Annotated in this window: 22 protein-coding genes; 8 read left to right on the forward strand and 14 right to left on the reverse strand. The window is 74.1% G+C overall.

Annotation, left to right across the window (positions count from 1 at the left end; all coding sequences use genetic code 11):
• Positions 1–29 precede the first annotated feature (29 nt).
• Positions 30–869 (forward strand): MBL fold metallo-hydrolase, encoded by an 840-nt coding sequence (locus Q0795_RS07870; protein ID WP_298888587.1) that lies wholly within the window; start codon positions 30–32, stop codon positions 867–869.
• A gap of 88 nt (positions 870–957) precedes the next feature.
• Here the strand turns inward: Q0795_RS07870 and Q0795_RS07875 are convergent, their stop codons facing one another.
• Both Q0795_RS07875 and Q0795_RS07880 read right to left on the reverse strand, forming a co-directional pair.
• Positions 958–1,161: a helix-turn-helix transcriptional regulator gene (locus Q0795_RS07875; RefSeq protein ID WP_298888588.1), complete on the reverse strand. Its 204-nt coding sequence runs from the start codon at positions 1,159–1,161 to the stop codon at positions 958–960.
• Positions 1,154–1,555, reverse strand: coding sequence for a hypothetical protein (locus Q0795_RS07880; protein ID WP_298888590.1), 402 nt, complete (start codon positions 1,553–1,555; stop codon positions 1,154–1,156). Before Q0795_RS07880 ends, Q0795_RS07875 begins: the two co-directional genes overlap by 8 nt.
• Positions 1,556–1,631: 76 nt before the next feature.
• Between Q0795_RS07880 and Q0795_RS07885 the strand changes: the two genes are divergently transcribed.
• From Q0795_RS07885 to Q0795_RS07895, 3 genes are all read left to right on the forward strand, one after another.
• Positions 1,632–1,913, forward strand: coding sequence for a metal-sensitive transcriptional regulator (locus Q0795_RS07885; protein WP_298888839.1), 282 nt, complete (start codon positions 1,632–1,634; stop codon positions 1,911–1,913).
• Positions 1,914–1,977: 64 nt separating this feature from the next.
• Positions 1,978–2,217 carry a heavy-metal-associated domain-containing protein gene (locus Q0795_RS07890; RefSeq protein WP_298888592.1) on the forward strand — a complete coding sequence of 80 codons (240 nt, stop codon included), beginning with the start codon at positions 1,978–1,980 and terminating at the stop codon, positions 2,215–2,217.
• A 31-nt stretch (positions 2,218–2,248) separates the two neighbouring features.
• Positions 2,249–4,468 carry a cation-translocating P-type ATPase gene (locus Q0795_RS07895; protein WP_298888594.1) on the forward strand — a complete coding sequence of 740 codons (2,220 nt, stop codon included), beginning with the start codon at positions 2,249–2,251 and terminating at the stop codon, positions 4,466–4,468.
• Here the strand turns inward: Q0795_RS07895 and Q0795_RS07900 are convergent.
• The 9 genes from Q0795_RS07900 to serS form a co-directional block, all read right to left on the reverse strand.
• Complete coding sequence (locus Q0795_RS07900) at positions 4,465–5,820, reverse strand: hypothetical protein (protein WP_298888595.1); 1,356 nt, start codon at positions 5,818–5,820, stop codon at positions 4,465–4,467. The genes Q0795_RS07895 and Q0795_RS07900 overlap by 4 nt on opposite strands.
• A gap of 127 nt (positions 5,821–5,947) precedes the next feature.
• A complete protein-coding gene (locus tag Q0795_RS07905) occupies positions 5,948–6,595 on the reverse strand; it encodes a VOC family protein (protein WP_298888597.1) in 648 nt (215 codons plus the stop codon).
• Between the two features lie 35 nt (positions 6,596–6,630).
• A complete protein-coding gene (locus Q0795_RS07910) occupies positions 6,631–7,431 on the reverse strand; it encodes an RNA methyltransferase (protein ID WP_298888600.1) in 801 nt (266 codons plus the stop codon).
• A gap of 2 nt (positions 7,432–7,433) precedes the next feature.
• Positions 7,434–8,285 (reverse strand): HAD family hydrolase, encoded by an 852-nt coding sequence (locus Q0795_RS07915; protein WP_298888602.1) that lies wholly within the window; start codon positions 8,283–8,285, stop codon positions 7,434–7,436.
• Between the two features lie 47 nt (positions 8,286–8,332).
• Entirely contained in the window at positions 8,333–9,514 is a 1,182-nt protein-coding gene (locus Q0795_RS07920; RefSeq protein ID WP_298888603.1) for an ABC transporter permease, read from the reverse strand.
• Entirely contained in the window at positions 9,511–10,392 is an 882-nt protein-coding gene (locus Q0795_RS07925) for an ABC transporter ATP-binding protein (RefSeq protein ID WP_298888604.1), read from the reverse strand. The genes Q0795_RS07920 and Q0795_RS07925 overlap by 4 nt, the downstream gene beginning before the upstream one ends.
• A gap of 113 nt (positions 10,393–10,505) precedes the next feature.
• A complete protein-coding gene (locus Q0795_RS07930) occupies positions 10,506–11,204 on the reverse strand; it encodes a response regulator transcription factor (protein WP_298888605.1) in 699 nt (232 codons plus the stop codon).
• Positions 11,201–12,682 carry a histidine kinase gene (locus Q0795_RS07935; protein WP_298888606.1) on the reverse strand — a complete coding sequence of 494 codons (1,482 nt, stop codon included), beginning with the start codon at positions 12,680–12,682 and terminating at the stop codon, positions 11,201–11,203. The genes Q0795_RS07930 and Q0795_RS07935 overlap by 4 nt, the downstream gene beginning before the upstream one ends.
• 110 nt (positions 12,683–12,792) lie before the next feature.
• Positions 12,793–14,073, reverse strand: a complete 1,281-nt coding sequence (serS, locus tag Q0795_RS07940; RefSeq protein WP_298888608.1) for a serine--tRNA ligase — start codon at positions 14,071–14,073, stop codon at positions 12,793–12,795.
• 36 nt (positions 14,074–14,109) lie between these two features.
• Between serS and Q0795_RS07945 the strand changes: the two genes are divergently transcribed.
• Entirely contained in the window at positions 14,110–15,132 is a 1,023-nt protein-coding gene (locus Q0795_RS07945) for a diacylglycerol kinase family protein (protein ID WP_298888610.1), read from the forward strand.
• Positions 15,133–15,210: 78 nt separating this feature from the next.
• Here the strand turns inward: Q0795_RS07945 and Q0795_RS07950 are convergent, their stop codons facing one another.
• Entirely contained in the window at positions 15,211–15,666 is a 456-nt protein-coding gene (locus tag Q0795_RS07950; protein ID WP_298888611.1) for a DUF4446 family protein, read from the reverse strand.
• A gap of 94 nt (positions 15,667–15,760) precedes the next feature.
• Here Q0795_RS07950 and Q0795_RS07955 point away from each other — a divergent pair, with 94 nt between their 5' ends.
• Entirely contained in the window at positions 15,761–17,893 is a 2,133-nt protein-coding gene (locus tag Q0795_RS07955) for a hypothetical protein (RefSeq protein ID WP_298888613.1), read from the forward strand.
• 33 nt (positions 17,894–17,926) lie between these two features.
• On the opposite strand, the gene Q0795_RS07960 is transcribed toward Q0795_RS07955, so the two are convergent.
• Both Q0795_RS07960 and Q0795_RS07965 read right to left on the reverse strand, forming a co-directional pair.
• A complete protein-coding gene (locus Q0795_RS07960) occupies positions 17,927–18,853 on the reverse strand; it encodes a glycosyltransferase (RefSeq protein WP_298888614.1) in 927 nt (308 codons plus the stop codon).
• 4 nt (positions 18,854–18,857) lie between these two features.
• Positions 18,858–19,766: a DUF5926 family protein gene (locus tag Q0795_RS07965; protein ID WP_298888615.1), complete on the reverse strand. Its 909-nt coding sequence runs from the start codon at positions 19,764–19,766 to the stop codon at positions 18,858–18,860.
• Between the two features lie 38 nt (positions 19,767–19,804).
• Here Q0795_RS07965 and Q0795_RS07970 point away from each other — a divergent pair, with 38 nt between their 5' ends.
• Positions 19,805–20,878 carry an enoyl-CoA hydratase/isomerase family protein gene (locus tag Q0795_RS07970; RefSeq protein WP_298888617.1) on the forward strand — a complete coding sequence of 358 codons (1,074 nt, stop codon included), beginning with the start codon at positions 19,805–19,807 and terminating at the stop codon, positions 20,876–20,878.
• Between the two features lie 127 nt (positions 20,879–21,005).
• On the forward strand, positions 21,006–21,959 hold the full coding sequence (gene lgt / locus Q0795_RS07975) for a prolipoprotein diacylglyceryl transferase (protein ID WP_298888619.1): 954 nt from the start codon (positions 21,006–21,008) through the stop codon (positions 21,957–21,959).
• Positions 21,960–22,032 lie beyond the last annotated feature (73 nt).

A 22,032-nucleotide genomic window follows, 5' to 3' on the forward strand; every position in this document is an offset into this window, starting at 1 on the left:
GACCTTTGACGGCGAGGGAGGGAGGACCCATGCTCCAGCGCGTCACCGATGACGTCCTGGTCCACCAGAGCGGACTGCTCCGCAACAACACCGCAGTCGTGCGCGGCCCCTCCGGGGTGCTGCTCGCTGACCCGGGAGTCACCGATGCCGAGCTGCGCGGGCTCGCCCAGGACCTCCGCGAGCTCGGCGAGCCGGTCGTGGCCGGCTTCGCGACCCACCCCGACTGGGACCACGTGCTCTGGCACCCCGAGCTCGGTGACGCTCCCCGGTTCGGCACCGCCCGGTGCGCCGCGTTCCTGCAGGACCTGCGCGCGCAGCCGGACTGGCGCACCCAGGTCCGGGAGGGGCTGCCGCCCGAGATCGTCGACGAGGTCTCGCTGGCGCACTTCGCGCTCGTCACCGGACTGGCCGAGGGCGTCACCGAGCTGCCGTGGGAGGGACCGTCGGTGAGCATCCTCGAGCATCCGGCGCACTCCCCCGGTCACGCCGCCCTCGTCGTCGTCGCCAGCCGCGTCCTCATCGCCGGTGACATGCTGTCCGACGTCTTCGTCCCCATGCTGGACGAGGCCCGGGAGGGGCGCGACCGGGTCGAGGACTACCTCGCCGGGCTCCGAGTGCTGGAGTCCGTCGCGGACGACGTCGACGCCGTCGTCCCCGGCCACGGGTCTGTCGCCCGCGGGACTCAGGTGCGGGCTCGCATCGACCTCGACCGCGCCTACCTGCACGCCCTGCGCGACGGGGTGGAACCCGACGACCCGCGGATCGGCTCCGACGTGCCCCCGGGCTGGGAGTGGGTCCGTGACATCCACAGGGGCCAGACGCGAGGCGTCGCGCAGCGACGAGCCGACGCCGAGTCCGCACGCTCGTGATCCCTCCGTCGGCGAGGGCCCGTCAGCCCGGCACCTGCTGCTCCTGCCACGCCACGAATTGCCGCCGTGTCCGCCGACGCCCTCATGATCACGCCTTGAGCCCGAAGACCTGCTCGAGCTGCCGGTCGAAGAGCTGCGCGATGCGCAGGGCGAGCGGCAGACTCGGGTCGAACCTGCCCGTCTCGATGGCGTTGACGGTCTGGCGGGAGACCCCCAGCTCGCGCGCCAGCTGGGCCTGGCTCCAGCCGTGCTCCCCCCGCAGCCGGCGCACCGTGTTGACGGTCTCAGCCACGCAACCGCCTGAGCTCGGCGGCATACCGGAGCCAGAACGCGGTGACCATCGTGACCACCAGCAGCAGCGCCCAGAGCATCGGCAACGCGCCGGGGGCGATGGTGAGCGCCAGCATGGCCAGGGCGGAGAGCAGCAGCGCGTCCCCGAACGCCGCGCTGCGCGCGCTCACCGCCGCCTGGAACTCGACACTGTCGTGAGAGTCCTCCCCACGGTTCGCCCGACGCCGTCGGGCGGTGATGTTCACGGCCAGCCCCAACGGTGCGATCACCAGGAGTGCACTGGACACCTCCCCGCCTATCCGGGCCGACCCCTCGCTCACCCCCAGGACGACCCCGAGGGCCACCCCGACGAGCATGCAGGTGATCGCGCAGGCCCACACCAGTCTGGCACTCATGTGTCAAGCGTGCTTGACACATGTCGCTCCTGTCAACGACTGGAATACCTCTAGGGGGTATGCTGTTGGCATGGCTGTGAATGGTTACGCGGGCTCCAAGGAGGACTACCTCAAGCGGCTGCGCCGCATCGAGGGACAGGTGCGCGGCATCGCCCGCATGGTGGAGGACGACACCTACTGCATCGACGTCCTCACCCAGGTGAGCGCCGCCACCAAGGCGTTGCAGGCGGTGAGCCTGGGCCTGCTCGAGGACCACATCGGCCACTGCGTCGTCGACGCCGCCGCCGAGTCCGAGGAGGCCAAGGACGAGAAGGTCCGCGAGGCCTCTGCGGCCATCGCCCGGCTCGTCCGCAGCTGACCCAGCACCCACCCAGGCGCCGGCCCTAGCGTGCCGGCCGCACCGTATACCCGAGGAGAGCCCCATGACCGACACCCCGCTGCAGAACCAGACCACCAAGGTCGTCGTCTCCGGCATGACCTGCGAGCACTGCGTCGCCTCCGTCACCGAGGAGCTGCAGGAGATCGACAACGTCCTCGAGGTCCGCGTCGAGGACCTCGTCAAGGGCGGAGAGACCGACGTCTTCGTCGTCTCCGACGGCCCGCTCGACCTCGGCGCCGCGCGGGAGGCGGTCGAGGAGGCCGGCTACACCGCTAGCGCCTGACCCTGCCCCACCCCCGCTCCAGGAGGAGCCGATGAGCACCACCGAGATCGCCACCCAGCACGTCGACCTCGCCATCAGCGGCATGACGTGCGCCTCCTGCTCGGCCCGCATCGAGCGCAAGCTGGGCAGGATGGAAGGCGTCGAGGCCAGCGTCAACCTCGCCACCGAGAAGGCCAGCGTGACCTTCCCCTCGGCCCTGTCGGTGGCCGACATCGTCGCCACCGTCGAGAAGACGGGGTATGGCGCCACGCCCCTGACCGACGACGCCTCCGGACGTGGGCGCGGCGGCGGTCCGGCGATGACGCACGACGTCGTCGGCCAGGACTCGTTGCGGCGGCGGACGGTCGTGGCCAGCGCGCTGGCCCTCCTCGTCGCGGTGCTGCACATGGTGCCGCCGGTGCGGGAGTCGATGGGGGCGGCCGGGCACTGGCTGCAGCTGCTGCTGACCCTGCCGGTCTACCTCTGGGCGGCATGGCCGTTCCACCGGGCAGCGGCGGTCAACGCCCGGCACGGCGCCTCGACGATGGACACCCTCGTCTCGGTCGGCACCACCGCGGCGATGGGCTGGTCGGTCGTCGCGCTGCTCACCGGCTTCACCCACGACCTGTACTTCGAGGTCGTGGCGGTGGTCACCGCCTTCCTGCTCATCGGACGCACCATTGAGGCGCACGCCAAGGCGCAGGGCCGCTCGGCGCTCACCTCGCTCATGGAGCTCGGCGCCAAGGACGTGGCGGTGCTGCGCCAGGACGCGGGCAAGGGCGGCGCCATGGCCACCACCGAGCACCGGGTGCCCGTCGAGGAGCTCGCCGTGGGTGACCGCTTCGTCGTCCGGCCGGGGGAGAAGGTCGCGACCGACGGGGTCGTCCTCTCCGGCCGCTCGACCATCGACGCCTCCATGGTGACCGGGGAGTCCATGCCGGTGGAGGTCGGACCGGAGGACCAGGTCACGGGCGCCACCGTCAACGGCCACGGGAGGCTCATCGTCCGCGCCAGCCGGGTCGGTGCCGAGACGACGCTCGCGCGGATCACCGAGCTCGTCGAGCAGGCGCAGACCGGCAAGGCGCCCGTGCAGCGGCTGGCCGACCGCATCTCCGCGGTCTTCGTGCCGGCCGTGCTCGTCATCGCCGGGCTCACCCTGGTGCTGTGGCTGGTGACCGGCAACCCCGTCACCGAGGGCCTGGCCGCCGCCGTCGCGGTGCTCATCATCGCCTGCCCCTGCGCGCTCGGGCTGGCCACGCCGACGGCGCTGCTCACCGGCACCGGCCGCGGCGCCCAGCTGGGGATCCTCATCAAGGGACCGCAGATCCTGGAGTCCACCCGGGCCGTCGACACCGTCGTGCTCGACAAGACCGGCACGCTGACCACCGGGCACCCGGTGCTCACCGACGTCGTCACCGCGGGGTCCCTGCCCGCGGACGCCGCGCTCAAGGCGGCAGCCAGCGTCGAGGTCGGTAGCGAGCACCCGGTGGCGCAGGCCGTCGTGGCCGGGGCCCGCGAGCGCGGCGTGCGGATCGCCGACGCCCAGGACTTCGTCAACCTCCCGGGAGCGGGCGCGCGCGCGGACGTGAACGGCATGGTCGTCACGGTCGGTCGCCCCAGCCTCTTCGAGGTCGTCCCCGAGGTGCTGCACGAGGCGATGGCCGGCGCCGAGGGCACGATCGTCCTCGTCGGCTGGGAGGGCACCGCCCGGGCCGCGATCACCGTCGCCGACACCCCGCGGGAGACCAGCGCGGCCGCCGTGGAGCGGCTGCGCGGGCTGGGCCTCACGCCATACCTGCTCACGGGCGACAACGAGCGCACCGCCGCGGCCGTCGCGCAGCACGTGGGCATCGACCCGGCCCACGTGACCGCCGACGTGCTGCCCCAGCACAAGTTCGACCACGTACGGGCGCTGCAGGAACAGGGCCGGGTGGTGGCCATGGTCGGCGACGGGGTCAACGACGCGGCCGCCTTGGCCCAGGCCGACCTCGGTATGGCGATGGGGTCCGGGACCGACGTCGCCGCCGAGTCCGCGGACATCGTCCTCATGCGCCCCGACGTCCAGACCGTGGCCGACGCGATCGGGCTGTCCCGGCGGACGCTGCAGGTCATCAAGCAGAACCTGCTGTGGGCGTTCGGCTACAACACCCTCGCCATCCCGCTCGCCGCCTTCGGCCTGCTGACGCCGGTCATCGCCGGTGGGGCGATGGCGCTCAGCTCGGTGCTCGTCGTGCTCAACAGCCTGCGGCTCCGGGGCTACGGACGGGCCTAGCCCGACCCGGTCGTGGTGGGCACCCAGGCGGGCGGTGCGCCGTCGCCGACGTCCCACCGCTCGTCGATCGACCACGTCTGGCCGTCGGTCGTCAGCGTGGCCCAGGTGTCCCGCTCGTCGGGGTCGGCCGTGGGTCCCAGGCGCAGCCCGACCAGCGCGCCGGCCGTGGTCTCCTCGACGACCTCCACGCACGCGTACTCGCCGGTCGGCTCGTCCTCGCACCGGTCCAGGTACCCGCCGGCGGGCAGCTCCTCCTCCCAGAGCAACCAGGACGCCTCCCAGGCGTCGTAGGCGATCACCCCGTCCTCACCACCGCCGGGAGCCGGACCTTCGGGCCCGTCACCGGGGTCGTCGCCGACCCACACCTCGTCGCCGAACGGCCCAGAGCCCTCACCGAACCCCTCCTCCAACCCGGCTCCCTCCGGACCCACCGGTGGCGGGGGCGGGGCCACCGTGCCGTCCTCCGGCTGCGGCTCGGACCCGGCGACGGGTGTGCCGGCACCCCCTGCCTCGGCGTCCGCGTCGCGGGTGTCGACGGTCACGAGGGGCTCCCCGGAGGCGTGCAGCTCACCCCAGTAGCGGTCGAACAGCGCCAGCCCGGTGTCGTCCGCCGCCGCCCCCTGGCGCTCGGCGACCCACTCGATCGAGGCCAGCACGTCCTCCAGCGCCGCGTCGTCGGGATCGGCATCGCGCAGCGTGAGCACGGCGGCGCCGTCCCCGGAGATCTGCAGCACCGGGTCACCGGCCAGGAACGACTCCGGCCCCAGCGAGCCGAAGCAGTAGATGACCGTCAGCCGGGTCCCGGGCTCCAGCCACGTCGGGTCGCCGTGCACACCGGTGGGCGCGGTCCATCCGTAGGCGCACTCGCCGAGACTGCCCGAACCCTGCCCGGACGTCGTGAAGACGTCGACGTCGAGCTCGTCGAAGCCGCGGCTGCTGGTCAGCTCCAGCGCCCGGTCGCCCACCACCTCGAGGTCGAACACCGCAGCCACTCCCAGGAACTCCGGGTTGGCCTCGTCAGCGGTCAGCTCACGCACCGTGCGGCCGCCACGGTAGGTGATGCGCAGGTGGTCGGCGAGGAACGTCGTCCCCGCTCCGGCCAGGACCGTCGGGTCCCCCGGGCACCCCGGAGCGGTGCCCCCCGCGCAGCGCTCCTCGAGGGAGAACGGGTGCTCCCCACCGGCGAGGACCTCGGGGTCCGCCACGTCGGCGGCCGGCGCGGCGTCGCCTGAGTGGACGACGACAGCATTCTCGTCGGCCACGTCCTCACTGCCCTGCCCGCAGGCACCGAGGACGAGCAGCAGCACGAGCGCGAGCGCTCCCCGGCGGCGCAACGACAGGTCTGGGCGCACGGTGCTCTCCTCCGCAACAAGGGCGTTGGGCGCACACGCTAGCGTCGTTCTTGACCCTCTGACAAGGATTTCTTGACGATTCCTTGACCCGGTCGCGAGGGTCGGGAGGGGCCCGAGGAGCGCGACCTCAGATGGTGGCCGGCCCCTGGGGCGTCTCGAAGGAGACCTCGACCAGGCACGGGCAGTCGTCCTCCTCGAGGAAGCCGAACTCGATCTCGCTCTCGAAGGACCCCTGGGGCGCGTCGCCCAGACCGAGCCACTCGCGCACCTCGGGGAAGTCCCCGCCGATGGTGAGGCCGGTCAGCCGGGTCGCTGACTCCGCCAGCCGCGAGGGGTGGTGGTGCGCGTCGGACTCCCAGCGCACGAAGAACGGGCGGTTGCCGTGGTCGATGACGTTCTTGACACCGATCTGCCGCCACCGCAGCTGGACCCCCTCGGGGGTGTGCCGGTGCCCCTCGACCGAGGGGCGGCCCAGCCGTTCCTCGACGGGGGCGAGGTCGTCGACGGCGACGACCCAGGCCATCCAGCCCCCGCCGGCGGCGGAGCGAGCCCGCACGGCCTGGCCGAACGGCGCCTTGTCGGAGGCCGGGTGGTCGAGCACCTCGACGACCTCGACGTAGCGCTCGTCGGCGAGCGGGAGGATGACGTTGCGGGTCCCGAAGCGCGGGTGCACCCCGCCGTCGTGCGGAGTGACCTCGAGCTGCGCCGCCAGGCGCTGCGCCGTGGCCAGGAGCCCCTCCGGGCCGGCCGCATAACTCACGTGGTCGATACGCATGGCGCTCATCGTGACACACCCGTGTTTCGGGGAGGTCATCGACCTCCACCCCGTTGCCGGACCGCCTCGTAGACGATGATCGCGGCCGAGGTCGCGACGTTGAGGGAGTTGACCCGACCGGCCATCGGGATGCGCACGCGGCGCGCGGCCCGCTCGAGGACCCGCTCGGTGAGGCCGGTCTTCTCGGTGCCGACGGCGATCGCGACGGGCCCGCGGTAGTCCACGGAGGTGTGCAGCGCGTCGGTGTCCGGGGTGGCCGCGACCAGCGGTATGCCGTGCCCGTCCAGCCAGTCCAGGGTCGCCGTCGTGCCGTCCGCGGCGACGGGCACGGAGAAGACCGTGCCCTTGGAGGCCCGGACGGTGTTGGGGTTGCCCCAGTCGGTCACCGGGTCGGCCGCGACGACCGCATCCACCCCGGCGGCGTCGGCGGTGCGCAGCACGGCCCCCAGGTTGCCCGGCTTCTCCACCCCCTCGCAGACGAGCACCAGCGCGTCGCTCGGGAGGGCCAGGTCCTGCGGCCGGCGCTGCGTCGTGGGCACCACTGCGAGCACCCCGTCCGGCCCCTCCCGGTAGGCCGCCTTCTCGAAGGCCGCGCGCGAGGCCTCCACCGTCTCCACCGCCAGCCCCTCGGCCCGGGCCAGCACGTCGTCGAGCACGCCGCCGGCCATGAGCTCGGGGCAGACCAGCACCAGCTCGGGGACGACCCCGGCCTCCAGGGCCAGGCTGAGCTCCTCGTGGCCCTCCACGACCGTGCGCCGCTGCGCCTCGCGGGTCCGGCGCCGCCGCAGGCCCACCACCGCCTTGATCCGCGGGTTCGCGGGCGAGGTGATGAGCACGCTCAGACCAGCTCGGCGAGGACCTCGTCGAGGGCGTCCGCCAGACCGTCCTCCTCGACCGCCCCGGTGGTGCGGTCCGCGACCCGGAGCACCTCCTCGGGGGCCTGACCCATGGCATACCCGACAGCGGCCCAGTGCAGCATCTCCAGGTCGTTGCGCTGGTCGCCGACCGCGACCGTGCGGTGCGGCTGCACGCCGAGCCGGCGCCGCACGAGCTCCAGCGCGGACGCCTTGGACACGCCCTCGGGCGCGAGGTCGAGCCAGGCGCTGTAGCCGACGGCGTAGGACACCCCGTGCAGGCCGATGCGCTCCACGAGCGCGGTGAAGTCGGCCGAGCTGAGGGTGGGTTCGCGGAAGGTCACCCGGGTCGCGGGCCGGGCGCTCAGCTCCTCGACGGGCACCACCCGCTCCTCGCCCCACAGCTCCCCGGGCGGGAAGGGCGTGCTCACCTTGAAGCCGACCCCGATCTCCTCCACCGCGACCAGCGCGGAGGGCAGGTGGGTGTGCACGAGGGCGATGGCCGGGGCCGGGTCGAAGGTCACCATGTCGACGAGCTCGTAGCCCTCGGCCGCCTGCGGCGCCGCGCTGATCGTCACCGCCCCGTTGGAGCAGACGGCGGGGCGGCCGGCCGTGCTCAGCCCGAGCTGGTCCATGACCGGCAGGGTCGAGAGCACCGAGCGTCCGGTGGCGATCATCACGGTGACGTGCGGCAGGGCCGCCAGCGCCTGGACCGTCTCGCGCACCCGCGGCGCGAGGTAGCCGTCGTGGTGGACGATGGTGCCGTCGACGTCCAGCGCCACGAGGAGCGGGGACGCGGTGGCGGAGGCGGGGTCGAACTGGTCGGGGTCGCTCACCCCGCCAGCCTATCCACCCGCCTCCGCCCGCCCCCGGCGGAGCCTCCTCAGTCCTTCGACAGCGACATGGCCCGGCGCCAGGACAGGCTGCCGGAGGTATGCAGCAGCGCCCGCTCGTAGAGCCGCGAACCCAGGGTGATGGTCAGGGCGCAGAAGGCGAGGGCGAGCGCCAGCGCCAGCACCGGCTCCCAGATCGCGGTGTCCCCCTCGATGATCCGCACCGGCATGACGAAGGTGGAGGCCACGGGGACGAAGGAGAAGACCTGCTGCCAGGCCCCCTCGAGGTAGAGCCCGATGACGAAGAGCACCACGAGCACCATCGTCAGCGGCATCGTCGTCTGCTGCAGGTCCTCGGTCCGCGAGGCGAGGGCACCGGCGGCCGCCCAGACGCAGGCCAGGGCGAGGAAGCCCACGAGGAAGAACGGCAGGTACCACAGGATCGCCTGGGTGAGGCCGGGCAGGGCCACGTCCAGGTCGACGACGGTGAGGCCGACCAGGCTGACCGCCGCGATGAGGGCGAGCTGACCGAAGGCCAGCACGGTGTTGCCCAGCACCTTGCCCATGAGCAGCTGGCGGGTGGGGATCTTGGCGGCGAGGATCTCGATGATCCGCGACTGCTTCTCCTCGACCACGCTGTTGGCGATCTGCATCCCGAACATCAGGGCGGCGAAGTAGAAGAGCATCGCGAAGGCGAAGCCCAGCACGAAGGCCAGCGGCCCGGTCATCGCGCCGCCGTCGGCCGCCAGGTCGACCTGCGCGAGGTCGCTCCCGGCCGTCAGGTCGGCGACGGTCGTCCCCGCCGCCTCGGCGTTGGCCGCCATGGCGGAGGCGCTGACCGCCTCGCTCAGCGCTCCGTCGAGGCCGGTGGGGGCCCCGCCGTCGTGCAGGAGCTCCCAGGCGCCCGGCCCGCCGACCAGGGCGGCGTCCACGTCACCGTCCAGGACGGCAGTCTCGGCCGCCGCCCGGTCGGTCACGTCGACCGCCGTGATCGCGGACTCCTCGTCCGCGGCCTGCAGCGACTCCTGCGCCTGGTCGACGACACCGGTGGCCGACTCGTCGGTCACCGCGACGTCGTAGGACGGCGCACCCCCGCCGATGAGGGCGGGGAGGAACATGGCCCCGAGCAGCAGCACGAGGGTCAGCGCCGTGCCGACGAGGAAGTTCTTGTCGGTCAGCTTGACCTGGATCTCGCGCGCGGCGACCAGGGTCCAGGGGGCAAGGGTGCTCATGCGGCCACCTCTCGGTAGATCTCGGACAAGGTCGGCCGGATGCGGGAGAACTCCCGCACCCCGCCGCGGGCGACGGCGTCGACGAGCAACCGCTGCGCCGACTCCTCGTCCTCGGGCTGGACCAGCGCGCTCGGTCCGTCCAGGTCGATGACCTGCACGCCCGCCGCCCCGCGCACCCAGCCGGTGTCACCGGTGGTGACCAGCCGGTAGCGCAGCGGGGCGCTGGCCCGCAGGTCCTCGGAGGTCCCCTGCGCGACGACCCGGCCCGCGTGCAGGACCACGATGGAGTCGCAGAGCCGGTCGACGAGGTCCAGCTGGTGGGAGGAGAAGAGGACCGGGGTGCCGTTCGCGGTGTGCTCGCGCAGCAGCGCGCTCATCTGGTCCACGGCCGCGGGGTCGAGGCCGCTGAACGGCTCGTCGAGCACGAGCATCTTGGGGTCGCCGAGCACCGAGGCGATGATCTGGGCCCGCTGCTGGTTGCCCAGCGAGAGGGTCTCGACCTTGCTGGTGAGCCGTTCCCCGAGCCCGAAGCGGGTGAGCAGCTCCTCGGAGCGCTCCCGCGCGCTGGCCTGCGGCATACCGTGCAGCTGCCCGAGGTAGGTGAGCTGGGCCAGGACCGGTTGCTTGGGGTAGAGCCCGCGCTCCTCGGGCATGTAGCCGAAGCGCACCCGGTCGGCCCGGGTGACCGGCTCGCCGTCCCACCGGACCTCGCCGGCGGTCGGTGCCAGGACGCCCATGATCATCCGCATGGTCGTGGTCTTGCCGGCGCCGTTGCCGCCGACGAAGCCCACCATCCGCCCGTCCGGGACGGTGAAGCTCACCTCGTCGACGGCGCGGTGCTCGCCGTAGCTCCGGCTCAGTCCGTGCAGCTCGAGCACGTGTGTCCCCTCTCGTCGTCCCGCGACCCGGCGGGACGCGGCTGGTATGCCGTCACGCTAGTGGGGGCGAGGGTGGCGGGACATCGGTCGCGCCGCCGATCCTGGGCTCCCCCTCAGGACGGAGAGGAGGACGTGCCCGGTCGGACCAGGCCTGCCTCGTAGGCGGCGATGACGGCCTGCACCCGGTCCCGGACGAGCAGCTTGGCCAGGACGTTCGAGACGTGGGTCTTCACGGTGGCCTCGCTGACGAAGGCCTCGGCCGCGATCTCGGCGTTGGACAGCCCCCGTGCCATCATCCGCAGCACCTCGCGCTCACGCCCGGTGAGCTGCGGCAGCGCGGTCTCCGGGTCGCCCGCCGGCCCCGCGGCGGCGCCGGCCGGGCCGCCGGCCATCCGGTCGATGACCCGCATCGTGACCTCCGGGGCGAGCAGCGCGTGGCCCTCGGCGGCGGCCCGGACGGCGTCGACGAGGTCGTCCGCCTCGGCGTTCTTGAGCAGGAAGCCGCTCGCGCCGGCCTCGAGGGCGTCGAAGAGGTAGTCGTCGCGGTCGAAGGTGGTGAGGATGACGACCTTGGCGTGCGGGTGCTCGGTGACGATGCGCCGCGTGGCCTCGATGCCGTCGAGCACCGGCATCTGGACATCCATGAGGACGACGTCCGGGCGGTGCGCGGCGACCGCGGCCAGTGCCTCCTGCCCGTCCGACGCCTGGCCGACCACCTCCACGTCCGGCTCGGTCGACAGGATCATCGAGAAACCCTGCAGGAGCAGCGGCTGGTCGTCGACGAGCAGCACCCGCAGCGGGGACGTGGTCACGACGGGGTCCTCCTCAGGGTGGCAGGGGTGCCGGACGCCGTGGTGCGGGCGTCCGGAGCGCTGGCGGCCGGCGTGGTGCGCGCGTCCGGAGCGGGGCGGGTGGTCGCCCGGTGCCCGTCCAGCGGCAGCCAGACACGCACCCGCCAGCCCGGCCCCCCGGTGCGCGGACCGGCCTCCACCCCGCCGCCGAGGTAGTCCGCGCGCTCGCGCATCCCCTGCAGCCCCAGGCCGGTGCCGGAGGTGCCGACCCGGGGGGACCCGTCGTCGACGACCTCCACCTCGACCGTCCCCGCGTCCTCGTCGACCCGCACGGTGGCGCGGGCGTGCCGGGCGGTGGAGTGGCGGCGCACGTTGGCCAGCCCCTCCTGCACGATCCGGTAGGCGGACAGCTGCAGCGGCGGGGGCACCCGGCCGGCCGCCCCCGGCGCTGACTCGACCACCTGGCCGGTGACCTCGCACACCGGCGTCGTGGCCTGCTCGATGAGCTGCGGCAGCGTCGCGAGCGTGGGCTGCGGTGCGCGGTCGGTGGCCTCCTGCGCGGGCCGGCCGTCCTCGTGGGCGTCCCCGTGGGCACCCCCGCTCCGGCCGTCGCTGACGCGCAACGTCCCCAGGAGGTCGCGCATCTGCGCCACGCCGTCGCGGGCCGCCCGCTCGATGGCGGTCAGCGAGTCGCGCGCGGCCTGGGGGTCGCGCTCCATCACCCGTCGGGCCGCCGCCGCCTGCACCCCCATGACGGACACGTGGTGCGCGACGACGTCGTGCAGCTCGCGGGCGATGCGCAGCCGCTCGGCCACGACCGCCTGGTCGGTGAGCCGCTCGGTCTGCGCGCGGATCGTGTCGGCCTGCTGCTCCACCTGGGCGTGGCGCATCGCCCCCCGCCAGGCCACCTGGCCCAGGCCGATCGCGAAGCCGAAGAAGATCGCGTTGCCGAGGATCGAGAAGAGCACCACCGCGAGCACGGTCGGCAGCGGTCCCACCTGCTCGACGTCCGACTCCCCCAGGTTGCGGCGGATGTCCTCGATGCCCGAGCCGAGGGCATACGTCCAGGCGAAGAGCAGCACCAGCAGCACGAGCACGACGACCACCGCGCCCGCCAGTGCCCGTCGGTTCCTCGCCCAGGCCATGCCGGAGAAGATGAGCAGGAAGTAGGCCATCTGCGTCGTCAGCTGCGACATCGTCATGGGCATGACCAGCGACATGAGGATCATGTGGGTGCCCGCGGCCAGCGTCACGAAGACCGGCAGCCGCCGCCGCACGACGATGAGGGCGCAGAGCGAGACGACCCCGACGTACTGCCACCCGGGTCCGTAGCTCTCGTCCTGCAGGATCCCGAGCGAGCGGGTCAGCTCCTGCGACACGGTGATCGTCACCAGCGCCACCAGGGCCCACCGCAGGTCCGCCCGCAGCTCGCCGGGCCCCGGGGCAGGACGCTCCCAGACCTCGTCGACCCCGAACCAGCTCTCGACCGCCCGGATCACGGCAGGGCCTGCCCACGCTCTCGTCTCACCACGGGACCCAGCCTAGGCAGACCCGACGCGGGCGTGCCTCCGCCGCACGAGGGAGATCGCGACCGGTCGGTGGCGGGGCCTCACCCTCGGGGGGTGAGCGACGGCATACCCCCGAGGAAGGGGCGCAGGGCCTCCGGGACGCGGACGCTGCCGTCGGCCTGCTGGTGGTTCTCCAGCAGGGCGACGATCGGGCGGGTGCTCGTGGCGACCGTGCCGTTGAGGGTCGCCACGGCCCGGGTGCCCGAGCCGTGCGGGTCACGCTCGCGGGTGCCCAGGCGACGCGCCTGGAAGGTCGTGCAGTTCGACGTCGAGGTGAGCTCGCGGTACCTCTCCTGCGTCGGCACCCACGCCTCGCAGTCGAACTTGCGCGCCGCGGGGCCACCCAGGTCGCCGGCCGCGACGTCGATGATGCGGTAGGGCAGCTCCAGGGCGTCGAGCAGGCGGCGCTCGATCCGCAGGAGGTTCTGGTGCTCGGCCTCGGCGTCCTCGACGCGGCAGTAGACGAACATCTCGGTCTTGGTGAACTGGTGCACCCGGAAGATGCCCTTGGTGTCCTTGCCGTAGGACCCGGCCTCGCGGCGGTAGCAGGTGGAGGTCGCGACATACCGCAGCGGGCCGTCGGCCAGGTCGAGGATCTCGTCGGCGTGCAGCCCGGCGAGCGCGACCTCGGAGGTGCCGGTGAGGTAGAGGTCGTCGGCCTCCAGGCGGTAGACCTCGTCGGCGTGGGCGTCGAGGAAGCCCGCGCCGGCCATGGTCTCGGGACGCACGAGGTTGGGGACGATCGCCGGGACGAAGCCCTCCTCCTGCGCGATCTGCTGGGCCAGACCCATGAGCGCCTGCTCGAGCCGGGCCCCGTCGCCCAGCAGGTAGTAGAAGCGGGCGCCGGCGACCTTGGCGCCGCGGGCCATGTCGATGGCGCCGAGCCCCTCCCCGATCGCGAGGTGGTCGCGCGGCTCGAAGCCCTCGGCCGCGAAGTCGCGGGGGGTGCCGACCTCCTCGAGGGTGACGAAGTCGTCCTCGCCGCCGACCGGCACGCCGTCCATGACGACGTTGCCGATGCGGCGCATCGCCTCGTCGCGGGCGCTCGCCGCCTCACCGGCCTGCGCGTCCAGCGTCTTGACGCGGGCGGCCAGCTCCTTGACCTCCGCGAGCAGGGCCTGCTTCTGCTCGCCCTGCGCCTGGGCGACCTTCTTGCCGAACGCCTTCTGCTCGGCCCGCGCGGCCTCGAACTGCGCCAGTGCGCCGCGGTGCGCCTCGTCGGCGGAGAGCACCTGGTCGACGACGGACGGGTCCTCACCACGGGCCTGCTGGCTGGTGCGGACGCGGTCGGGGTCGGAGCGCAGGTCGCGGAGGTCGATCATGCGACCAGCCTACTGGCGGGTCTGTAGGGTCACGGCATGGATTCTGCTGGCCGGGCGGCCGTCATCGTCAACCCCACGAAGTTCTCCGACGTGGGTCGCGTGCGCCGGCGGGTGGAGGAGGTATGCCGTCGGCACGGGTGGGTGGAGCCGCTCTGGCTGGAGACCACCGCCGAGGACCCCGGGCCTGGTCAGACCGCCCAGGCGCTGGAGGCGGGGGTGGACGTCGTCTGCCCGCTGGGGGGCGACGGGACGGTCCGGGCCGTGGGGGCCGCGATGGCGGGCTCCGGGGTGCCGGTGGGACTGCTGCCGGGGGGCACCGGCAACCTGCTGGCCCGCAACCTGGAGCTGCCGGTCGAGTCGCTGGAGCGGGCCCTGACGATCGCCCTCACCGGCCGGACGGCCCCCATCGACACCTGCCGGCTCGAGCTGGTCCGGCCGACGACCTCCCAGCTGGAGGCGCGGCTGGAGGACGAGGAGGGCCAGCCCTCCAAGAGCGTCGACATGGACGACGCCGTCGACGACCGGACGAGTCCTGATATGCGCGAGGAGCACCGCTTCCTCGTCATGGCGGGCCTCGGGTTCGACGCGGAGGTGATGGCCGCCGCTCCGGAGAAGCTCAAGGCGCGGGTGGGGTGGCTGGCCTATCTCGTAACCGGGCTGCAGCACCTCAAGGGACCCCAGTTCACCGTGGACCTGCGGATGCCGGGCGCCGGGCAGGTGCGCCGACGGGTGCGCTCGGTCATGGTCGGCAACGTGGGCAAGCTGCAGGGCGGGATGGAGCTGCTGCCCGACGCGCTCGCCGACGACGGCACCATGGACGCGGTGCTGCTCTCGCCCGAGGGGGTCGTCGGCTGGGCCGCGACCGTCGCCCAGCTCACCACCCGCCGCCGGGTCGGGCACCGGCGGGTCGAGCACTTCCAGAGCCCCGAGGTGCGGATCGTGTCGGACAAGCCGGTGGAGCTGGAGATCGACGGGGACACCATGGGCTCGGTGCTGGCCATCCGGGTGCAGGTCGACCCCGGCAGCCTGCTGGTGCGCCTCCCCGGGACCGCCGCCTGACCACCGCCTGCACCGGGCGTGCATCCGGTGCGGTCCTACCGCGCGTCCGCTGCGGGTCCGCCACGGGGGGGCCGGGGGTCAGGTGTCCTGGCCGGTGCGGGCGGCGTCGAGCGCCTGGCGCTCCTCGGGCGTGAGGACGATCTCGGAGTCTCCGCCGACGATGCCCTTGGCGTAGGTCCGGCTCTCGCCGCGGGCGTGGATCGAGCTGATGACCATGCCGTCCCCCGTGTCGTCGACGACCGCGGCCGAGAAGCTCATCCGGCCACCCATGTCCCCGAAGGCGTCGTACCGCACGACCGCCACGTGCCGCAGCGCCTGCGCGAGGTCACCGCGCACGCTCGCCAGCTCCTGCTCCAGCGCCTCGATCCGGCTGCGCTCGGGTGTGGTGGGCGCGCCGGCCTCGACGAGCTGGGTCAGCCGCCGGTCGACGACCCGCAGCCGCCGCCAGACGACGGCCGTGACCAGCAGGGCGAGCAGGGCGATCGCGCCGGCGGTCCAGGCGAGCAGCTCGGGGTCCAGGCGTGCAGCGTCCACGCGCTCAGGGTATGCCGCCACGCACCAGCGGGCGTCCGGCCGCTCCCCAGGGAGCCGACGGGCCGCCGTGGGACCATGCACGGGGAGGTGAGCCATGGGAGACGGACGGCGCGGGCCGGGCAGCGTGCAGCGGGGGTCGGACGCCCGGACCCCGCCGGTCGGCGAGCCGGAGAACCCGGCGGGCCGGGCAGCGGCCGGCCCGCGGTCGCCCCGGGCGGCCTGGGGGCTCGTCGGGGCGGTGCTCCTCTCCTGGGTCCTCGCCGTGGTCGCCGGGGTGACGGGTCTGGCACCCGCGCACGCCCCGGACACGCGGCCGCTGGCCACGGCGACGGACCCGCAGGTGGTGCTGGTCGGCATACCGGGGCTCACCTGGGACCTCGTGGACGACGACACGCCGACGCTGCAGTCCCTGGCGCGGACCGGCCGAACTGCGGCGCTGGTCGCCCGGGGGCCCGACGAGGTGACCTGCGCCGCCGACGCCTGGCTGACCGTGGGTACGGGCACGAGGACCGAGCGCGAGGCCCTCGGCTGCGGCCCGGACGCGACGCCCCCGTGGGGCTCCCCGGACTCGACGGACCCCGACCTGCCCGCCCTCACCGGGCCGGTCGAGGCGGCCGGGGGGTGCGTCGCGACGTACGGCCTGACCGCCACCCCCGGGCCGGCCGGCCGGCCGCAGCTGGACACCGCGGGCGCCGGACTGCTCGCCGGGCCGACCCTCGACCCGGAGTGCCAGGTCCACCTCCTCGCCGGCCCGACCGTCCTGGAGGGGGACCGCTCGGACGTGCTGGAGGCCACCGACACGGCCCTCGCCGACCTCGTCGACGGGCTCCCGGACGGCAGCACGCTGGTCGTGAGCGGGATGGGGCAGACCGCCGGCCGGCCCGACGCGCAGGTCCTCGTGGTCCACGGTCCGGCGGGAGGCTCGCAGGAGCTCGCGCCACCGGCGCAGCTGAGCTCGGGCTCGACCCGGCAGACCGGGCTCGTGCAGCTGGTGGACCTCACGCCGACCGTCCTCTCCCTCGCGGACGTGCCGCCCGGCCCGGACGGTGCGGCCCTGCCCGGCTCACCGGTCACCGCCGTGGAGGGCGCGACGACGGACCCCGCCCAGGACTCGGCGGACCTGGCGACCGCGGTCAGCGACGCCAAGAGACTGGCCCCCTGGACCCTCGGCGCCCTGGCGGTGGTGCTCCTGCCGCTGCTCGGGCTCGCCGGTCTGCTCGGCAGCCGTCGCCTGCTCGTCGGCACGACCGCGACGGTCATGGCGGTGCCCGCCGTCACCTTCCTCGCCGGCCTGGTGCCGTGGTGGCGGGCGGGGCAGCCCTGGCCGGCCCTCACGGCCACCGTCCTCGCGGTCGCCGCGCTGGTCGCCGCCCTGGCGGTCCATCTCGCCCACCGGGCCGGGCCGGTGACCGGACCGAGCCGCCGCAGCCCGCTGCTCCTCCCCGCGCTCGTCGCGGCCGCGACCCTCGTCGTGCTCGGCGTCGACACGATCTGGTCCTCCCGCCTCGGACTGGTGAGCGTCCTGGGGCTGCAGCCGGTGACGGCGGGGCGGTTCTACGGGCAGGGCAACGTCGGCTTCGGCATGCTGCTGGGCGCACTGCTCGTGGTCCTGGCCGCCGCCCTCAGCTGGCTCCCGCGCCGGGGGGCGGCCCTGGCCGTGGCACTGCTGGGCGGTGCGTCACTGCTGCTCGGCGCGGCTCCTGGCGCGGGCGCCGACTTCGGCAGCGTCCCGGCCACGGCGGTGGTGACCGGCCTGCTGCTGCTCGCCGCCCTGGGTCTGCGGTGGACCTGGCGCTCGCTGCTCGCCGTGGCCGCCGGGTCGGCCGTCCTGGCGCTGCTGGCGATGGTGCTCGACTGGCTGCGGGGGCCGGAGCGACGCACCCACCTGGGGGCGTTCGTGCAGTCCGCGCTGGACGGCGAGGCCCTCGGCATCGTCACCCGCAAGCTCGAGCAGAGCCTGGGGATCCTCGTGAGCTATCCCCTGTCCTGGCTGGCGGTCGCCGCGCTCCTCGCCGTGGCCTGGGTCGTCGTCCGCCGGCCGGGGTGGAGCGGACCGCTGTGGCGCGAGCCGGGGGTGACCCCGGTGGCGGCAGCCGCACTGGCGGGTATGACGGTCGCCTGGGTCCTCAACGACTCCGGCATCGCGGCGGTCGCCCTCTGCCTGACGATGCTGCTGACGGCCGGGATCCTGCTGCTCGCCCCCGAGGGGGAGCCGGAGCGACGCTGAGTGCGTGGGCGAGGAGGGCGGCCGGGTCCGACCTCAGGCGTCCGGACGACGGCGCGCGCGCTCCTCGTAGGCCGCCTTCGCCCGGTCCAGGAGCGGGCGGCCGTGCCGCTGCACCTGCTCGGTGACCTGGCTGGCGGTCCGGCGCGCCAGCGGCACCCCGCGCTCCCGCGCGGTCTGGGCGAGCCTGGCCCCCTGCTCGCGGGCGATCCGGCTGCCCTCGAGGCCGCCCTCGCGGACCTTGTCCGGCACCCCGGAGCGCTCGGCGAGCGCCAGCGAGACGTCCGCCAGCTGACGGGCGCGGTGGGCCTGGGAGGACAGGTCGCGACCGGTGGCCCGGTGCCGCACCTCGCAGGGGATCTCCAGCACCCGCCGGCCGGAGCGGACGACGTCGATGGTCAGGCCGACCTCGACGCCCCACCCCCGCGCCAGCGGCATCGCGTCCAGGAGGGCCTCCCGGGTGAGGCAGCGCTGTCCGGAGAGCGGTTGCGTGGGCTCCCAGCCGGTGAGCCGGCGGATGCCCGCGGAGGCGGTCCGCACGACAAGGCCCAGCCCGGCCGCACCGGGCTGCGGCGGCAGGACCGCGATCGTCATGTCGGCCTGCCCGACGAGCACCGGCGTGATGATCGGCCCCAGCTCGGCGGCCGACTCCTCGAGGTCGGCGTCCACGAAGAGGACGGGCGCACCCGGCCGCAGCTCCTGCGCCCGGGCCACGCCGGTGGTCATGGCGGCAGCCTTGCCACGGTTGCGCTCGTGGCGGACCACCTCGACCCGGCCCGACCACTCGGCGACGTGCGCCGTCTGGTCGGTCGACCCGTCGTCGACCACCACGACCGCGCCCACCAGCGGCAGCCGCTGCAGGGCCGCGAGGGTGGCGCCGATCCGGGACTCCTCGTCCTTGGCGGGCACGACAGCCACCACGAGCTCCTGCGGGACGCCTTCCACCGGCTGCGACGCGCTCATCGGCTCAGCGCAGCGTGACCTGGCGGGAGACCAGGGCGTTCCTGGCCCGGCGCTCGGGCTCGGTGAGCGGCGCCTCCTGGCCGAGCGCGGCGGCATACCGCTCCTGGAGCGCGGTCAGCGCCTCGGCGTGGTCCTCGGCGCCGCTGTCGGCAGGCACCTCCAGGACGGGGACGAGCACCCCGCAGGCGCGGAAGGCCCCGATGAGGTCGGTGCCCTCGCCCAGGGTGTGCTCGTGGGCGGCCTGCAACCGGGCCAGCGCCTGCAGCGCCGTGTCCTCGTCCTCGTCGAGGATCCACCGGATGTAGGACCGCCCCGACATGTGGCACCAGAACGCCGTGGGGACCCCCTCCACGCGGGCCATGGGGACGGCCGACTCGTTCATCTGCTCGAGCGCGGCCGTCATCTCCTCGGTGGCGTCCTCGCCGAGCCAGAAGCCGAAGTCGTCGTGCACCTCGACGGCCAGCTGCTGCCCCTCGACCAGGACGTCCTGCAGCCGCGGGGTGTCGGTGGTCGCGGGGCGCACGGAGTTGACCGAGGTGCCCGGCTCCGCGGCGAGCGCGGTGAGGGCGGCGGCGACGATGTCACGGGAGGCGTCACCGCTGCTGGTGCGGGACTGGAGGGCGACGAGCACCTCGCCGTTCTCGCGGTGGATCGCCGGCATCGCCGCGGGCAGCACGGTGACCAGGGTGACCTGGTGCTCGCCCGCGGGGACCTCGCGGCCTGAGACCGTCGCGCCCTCGGGCACGGCGAGGGTGACCGGAGCCGAGGCGGCGGGGAGGATCTCCCGCATCGCCACCCACTCGCTCTCGCCCGCGAGACCCTCGAAGGGCCGGGAGACGAAGGGCGCCGGCCGTGCCGACCCCTGCGCCTGCGTGCCGCCCGCCTGCCGCTTCTTGCGTGATGCCTTACCCATAGCGGGCGAGTCTACGTGCGTCGTGAGAGCCTGCCTGCATGCGCGACGACGCCTCCCTGACCTGGCAGCCGGCCGAGGGCCACGGAGCGGGGGTGGTGTATGCCGTGGACGGCCCGCTGGGGCGGGTGCGCCTGGACCGGCCGCGCGCGATCAACGCCCTGGACCGGCCCAGCATCGACTCGCTGCTGCACCAGCTGCGGGCGTGGGCCGACGACGACCGCATCGCGGCGGTCGTGCTCGACGGCGCCGGGGAGCGCGGGCTGTGCGCCGGGGGCGACGTCCGCGCGCTGCGGGAGGCGATCCTCGCCGGCCGCGAGCAGGAGGCGCTCGACTACTGGGAGGCGGAGTATGCCGTGGACGCCCTGGTCGCGGCCTACCCCAAGCCCTACGTGGCGTGGATGGACGGGATCGTCATGGGCGGGGGCGTCGGCGTCTCGGCGCACGGCTCGGTGCGGTTGGTGACCGAACGCACCCAGCTCGCCATGCCGGAGGTCGTCATCGGCTTCTTCCCGGACGTGGCCGGGCTCCACCCGCTCTCCCGCGCCCCCGGCGAGACGGGCACGCACGTGGCGCTCACCGGTGCGCCGGTGGGTGGGGCGGACGCGGTGGTGCTGGGCATGGCCGACGCCGTCGTCCCGAGCCAGGCCCAGGACGAGGTCCTCGCGGCGCTGCGGGAGGACCCGACCCGGGACGCCGAGGCCCTGGCCGCCCTGACCTCGGCCCACGGCGAGACGGCACCGGTGCAGGCGTCCTGGCTGGAGCAGCAGCGGCCCTGGATCGACGAGTGCTACGCCGGGGACGACGCCGGGGAGATCCTGCGACGGCTGCGCGAGCATCCCGAGCCCGCGGCCCAGGAGGCTGCCGAGCTCGTCGGCTCCCGCTCCCCGCACTCGGTGGCGGTGACCCTCGAGGCGCTGCGCCGGGCGGCGTCCATGACCGTCGAGGAGGTCCTGGCGCAGGACCTGCGGCTGGGCCCGGTCTTCGCGGCCCATCCCGACTTCGCCGAGGGTGTCCGCGCCCAGCTCGTCGACAAGGACCGCCAGCCGCGCTGGCAGCACGCCTCGCTGGCCGACGTCACCCGGGCCGAGGTGCTGGCGGCCTTCGGCACCTGAGCACCCGCGGCGGGTAACGCGCGGGGAGCGCGTCGGGTGGCGCGCCGACGTCCTCCGACGCCGTCCGGCCAGGACCACCGCGGCGCGGGGGACGGCATACCCAGGCCCACCGGCTATCGTCGCGCTCGTGCCGCTGCTGACCGACCTGGCCCTGCTCGCCACCAGCGCCTCCGGCGACGACTCACCGTTGCGCTGGGAGGACCTGGGGCTCTCCCCGGGCATCGACCTGGGCTTCTTCACCCTGCGCTACTACGCGCTGGCCTATCTCCTGGGCATCCTGCTCGGCTACTGGCACTTCATCCGCATGGCCAAGGCGCCCGGCAGCCCCATCACGCCGCGGCAGGTGGACGACCTCATGATCGGGGTGACCTTCGGCATCATCATCGGCGGCCGCCTCGGCTACGCGACGTTCTACCACCCCTCGCTGTGGACCTCGTGGGAGATCCTGCAGCCGTGGAACGGCGGGATGAGCTTCCACGGCGGCCTCATCGGGGTGCTGGTGGCGATGGCGTGGTTCACCTGGCGCCACCACCTGAGCCCGCTGCGGGTCACCGACTACATCGCGGTCAACGTGCCGATCGGCATGATGCTCGGCCGCATCGCCAACTTCATCAACGGCGAGCTGTGGGGCCGGCCCAGCGACGTGCCGTGGGCCATGGTCTTCCCCGGTGCCGGCGAGCAGCCCCGGCACCCCAGCCAGCTCTACGAGGCGGCGCTCGAGGGGGCGCTGCTCATCCTCGTGCTCTTCTGGCTCTTCTGGCGCACCCGGGCGCGCTGGCGGCCCGGCCTGCTGGCCGGGGTCTTCGCGATCGGGGTCGGTGGCGGACGGTTCGTCGTGGAGTTCTTCCGGGAGCCGGACGCCCAGCTCACGGAGTTCGCCGAGGCAACCGGGCTCAACATGGGCCAGTGGCTGACGATCCCGCTCATCGTGGCCGGACTCGTGCTCGTGGTGCGCGCCCTGCGCCGCCCCGAGGTGGAGACGCCGGAGCACCCTCCTAGCGCCGACGAGACCGGCGGAACCAGCGGGGCCACGGGGACCGACGCCACCCGGGCCGACGGCTCGGGGTCCTCGGCCGGCTGACACGACGCACGCGGGTGGCGCCGTGCCGGGGCGGCGACTCCTGCGCAGCAATGGTTCGCGTGCCGTGCTGCAT

The sequence above is a fragment of the uncultured Serinicoccus sp. genome, from assembly GCF_947487915.1.
GTDB lineage: Bacteria > Actinomycetota > Actinomycetes > Actinomycetales > Dermatophilaceae > Ornithinicoccus.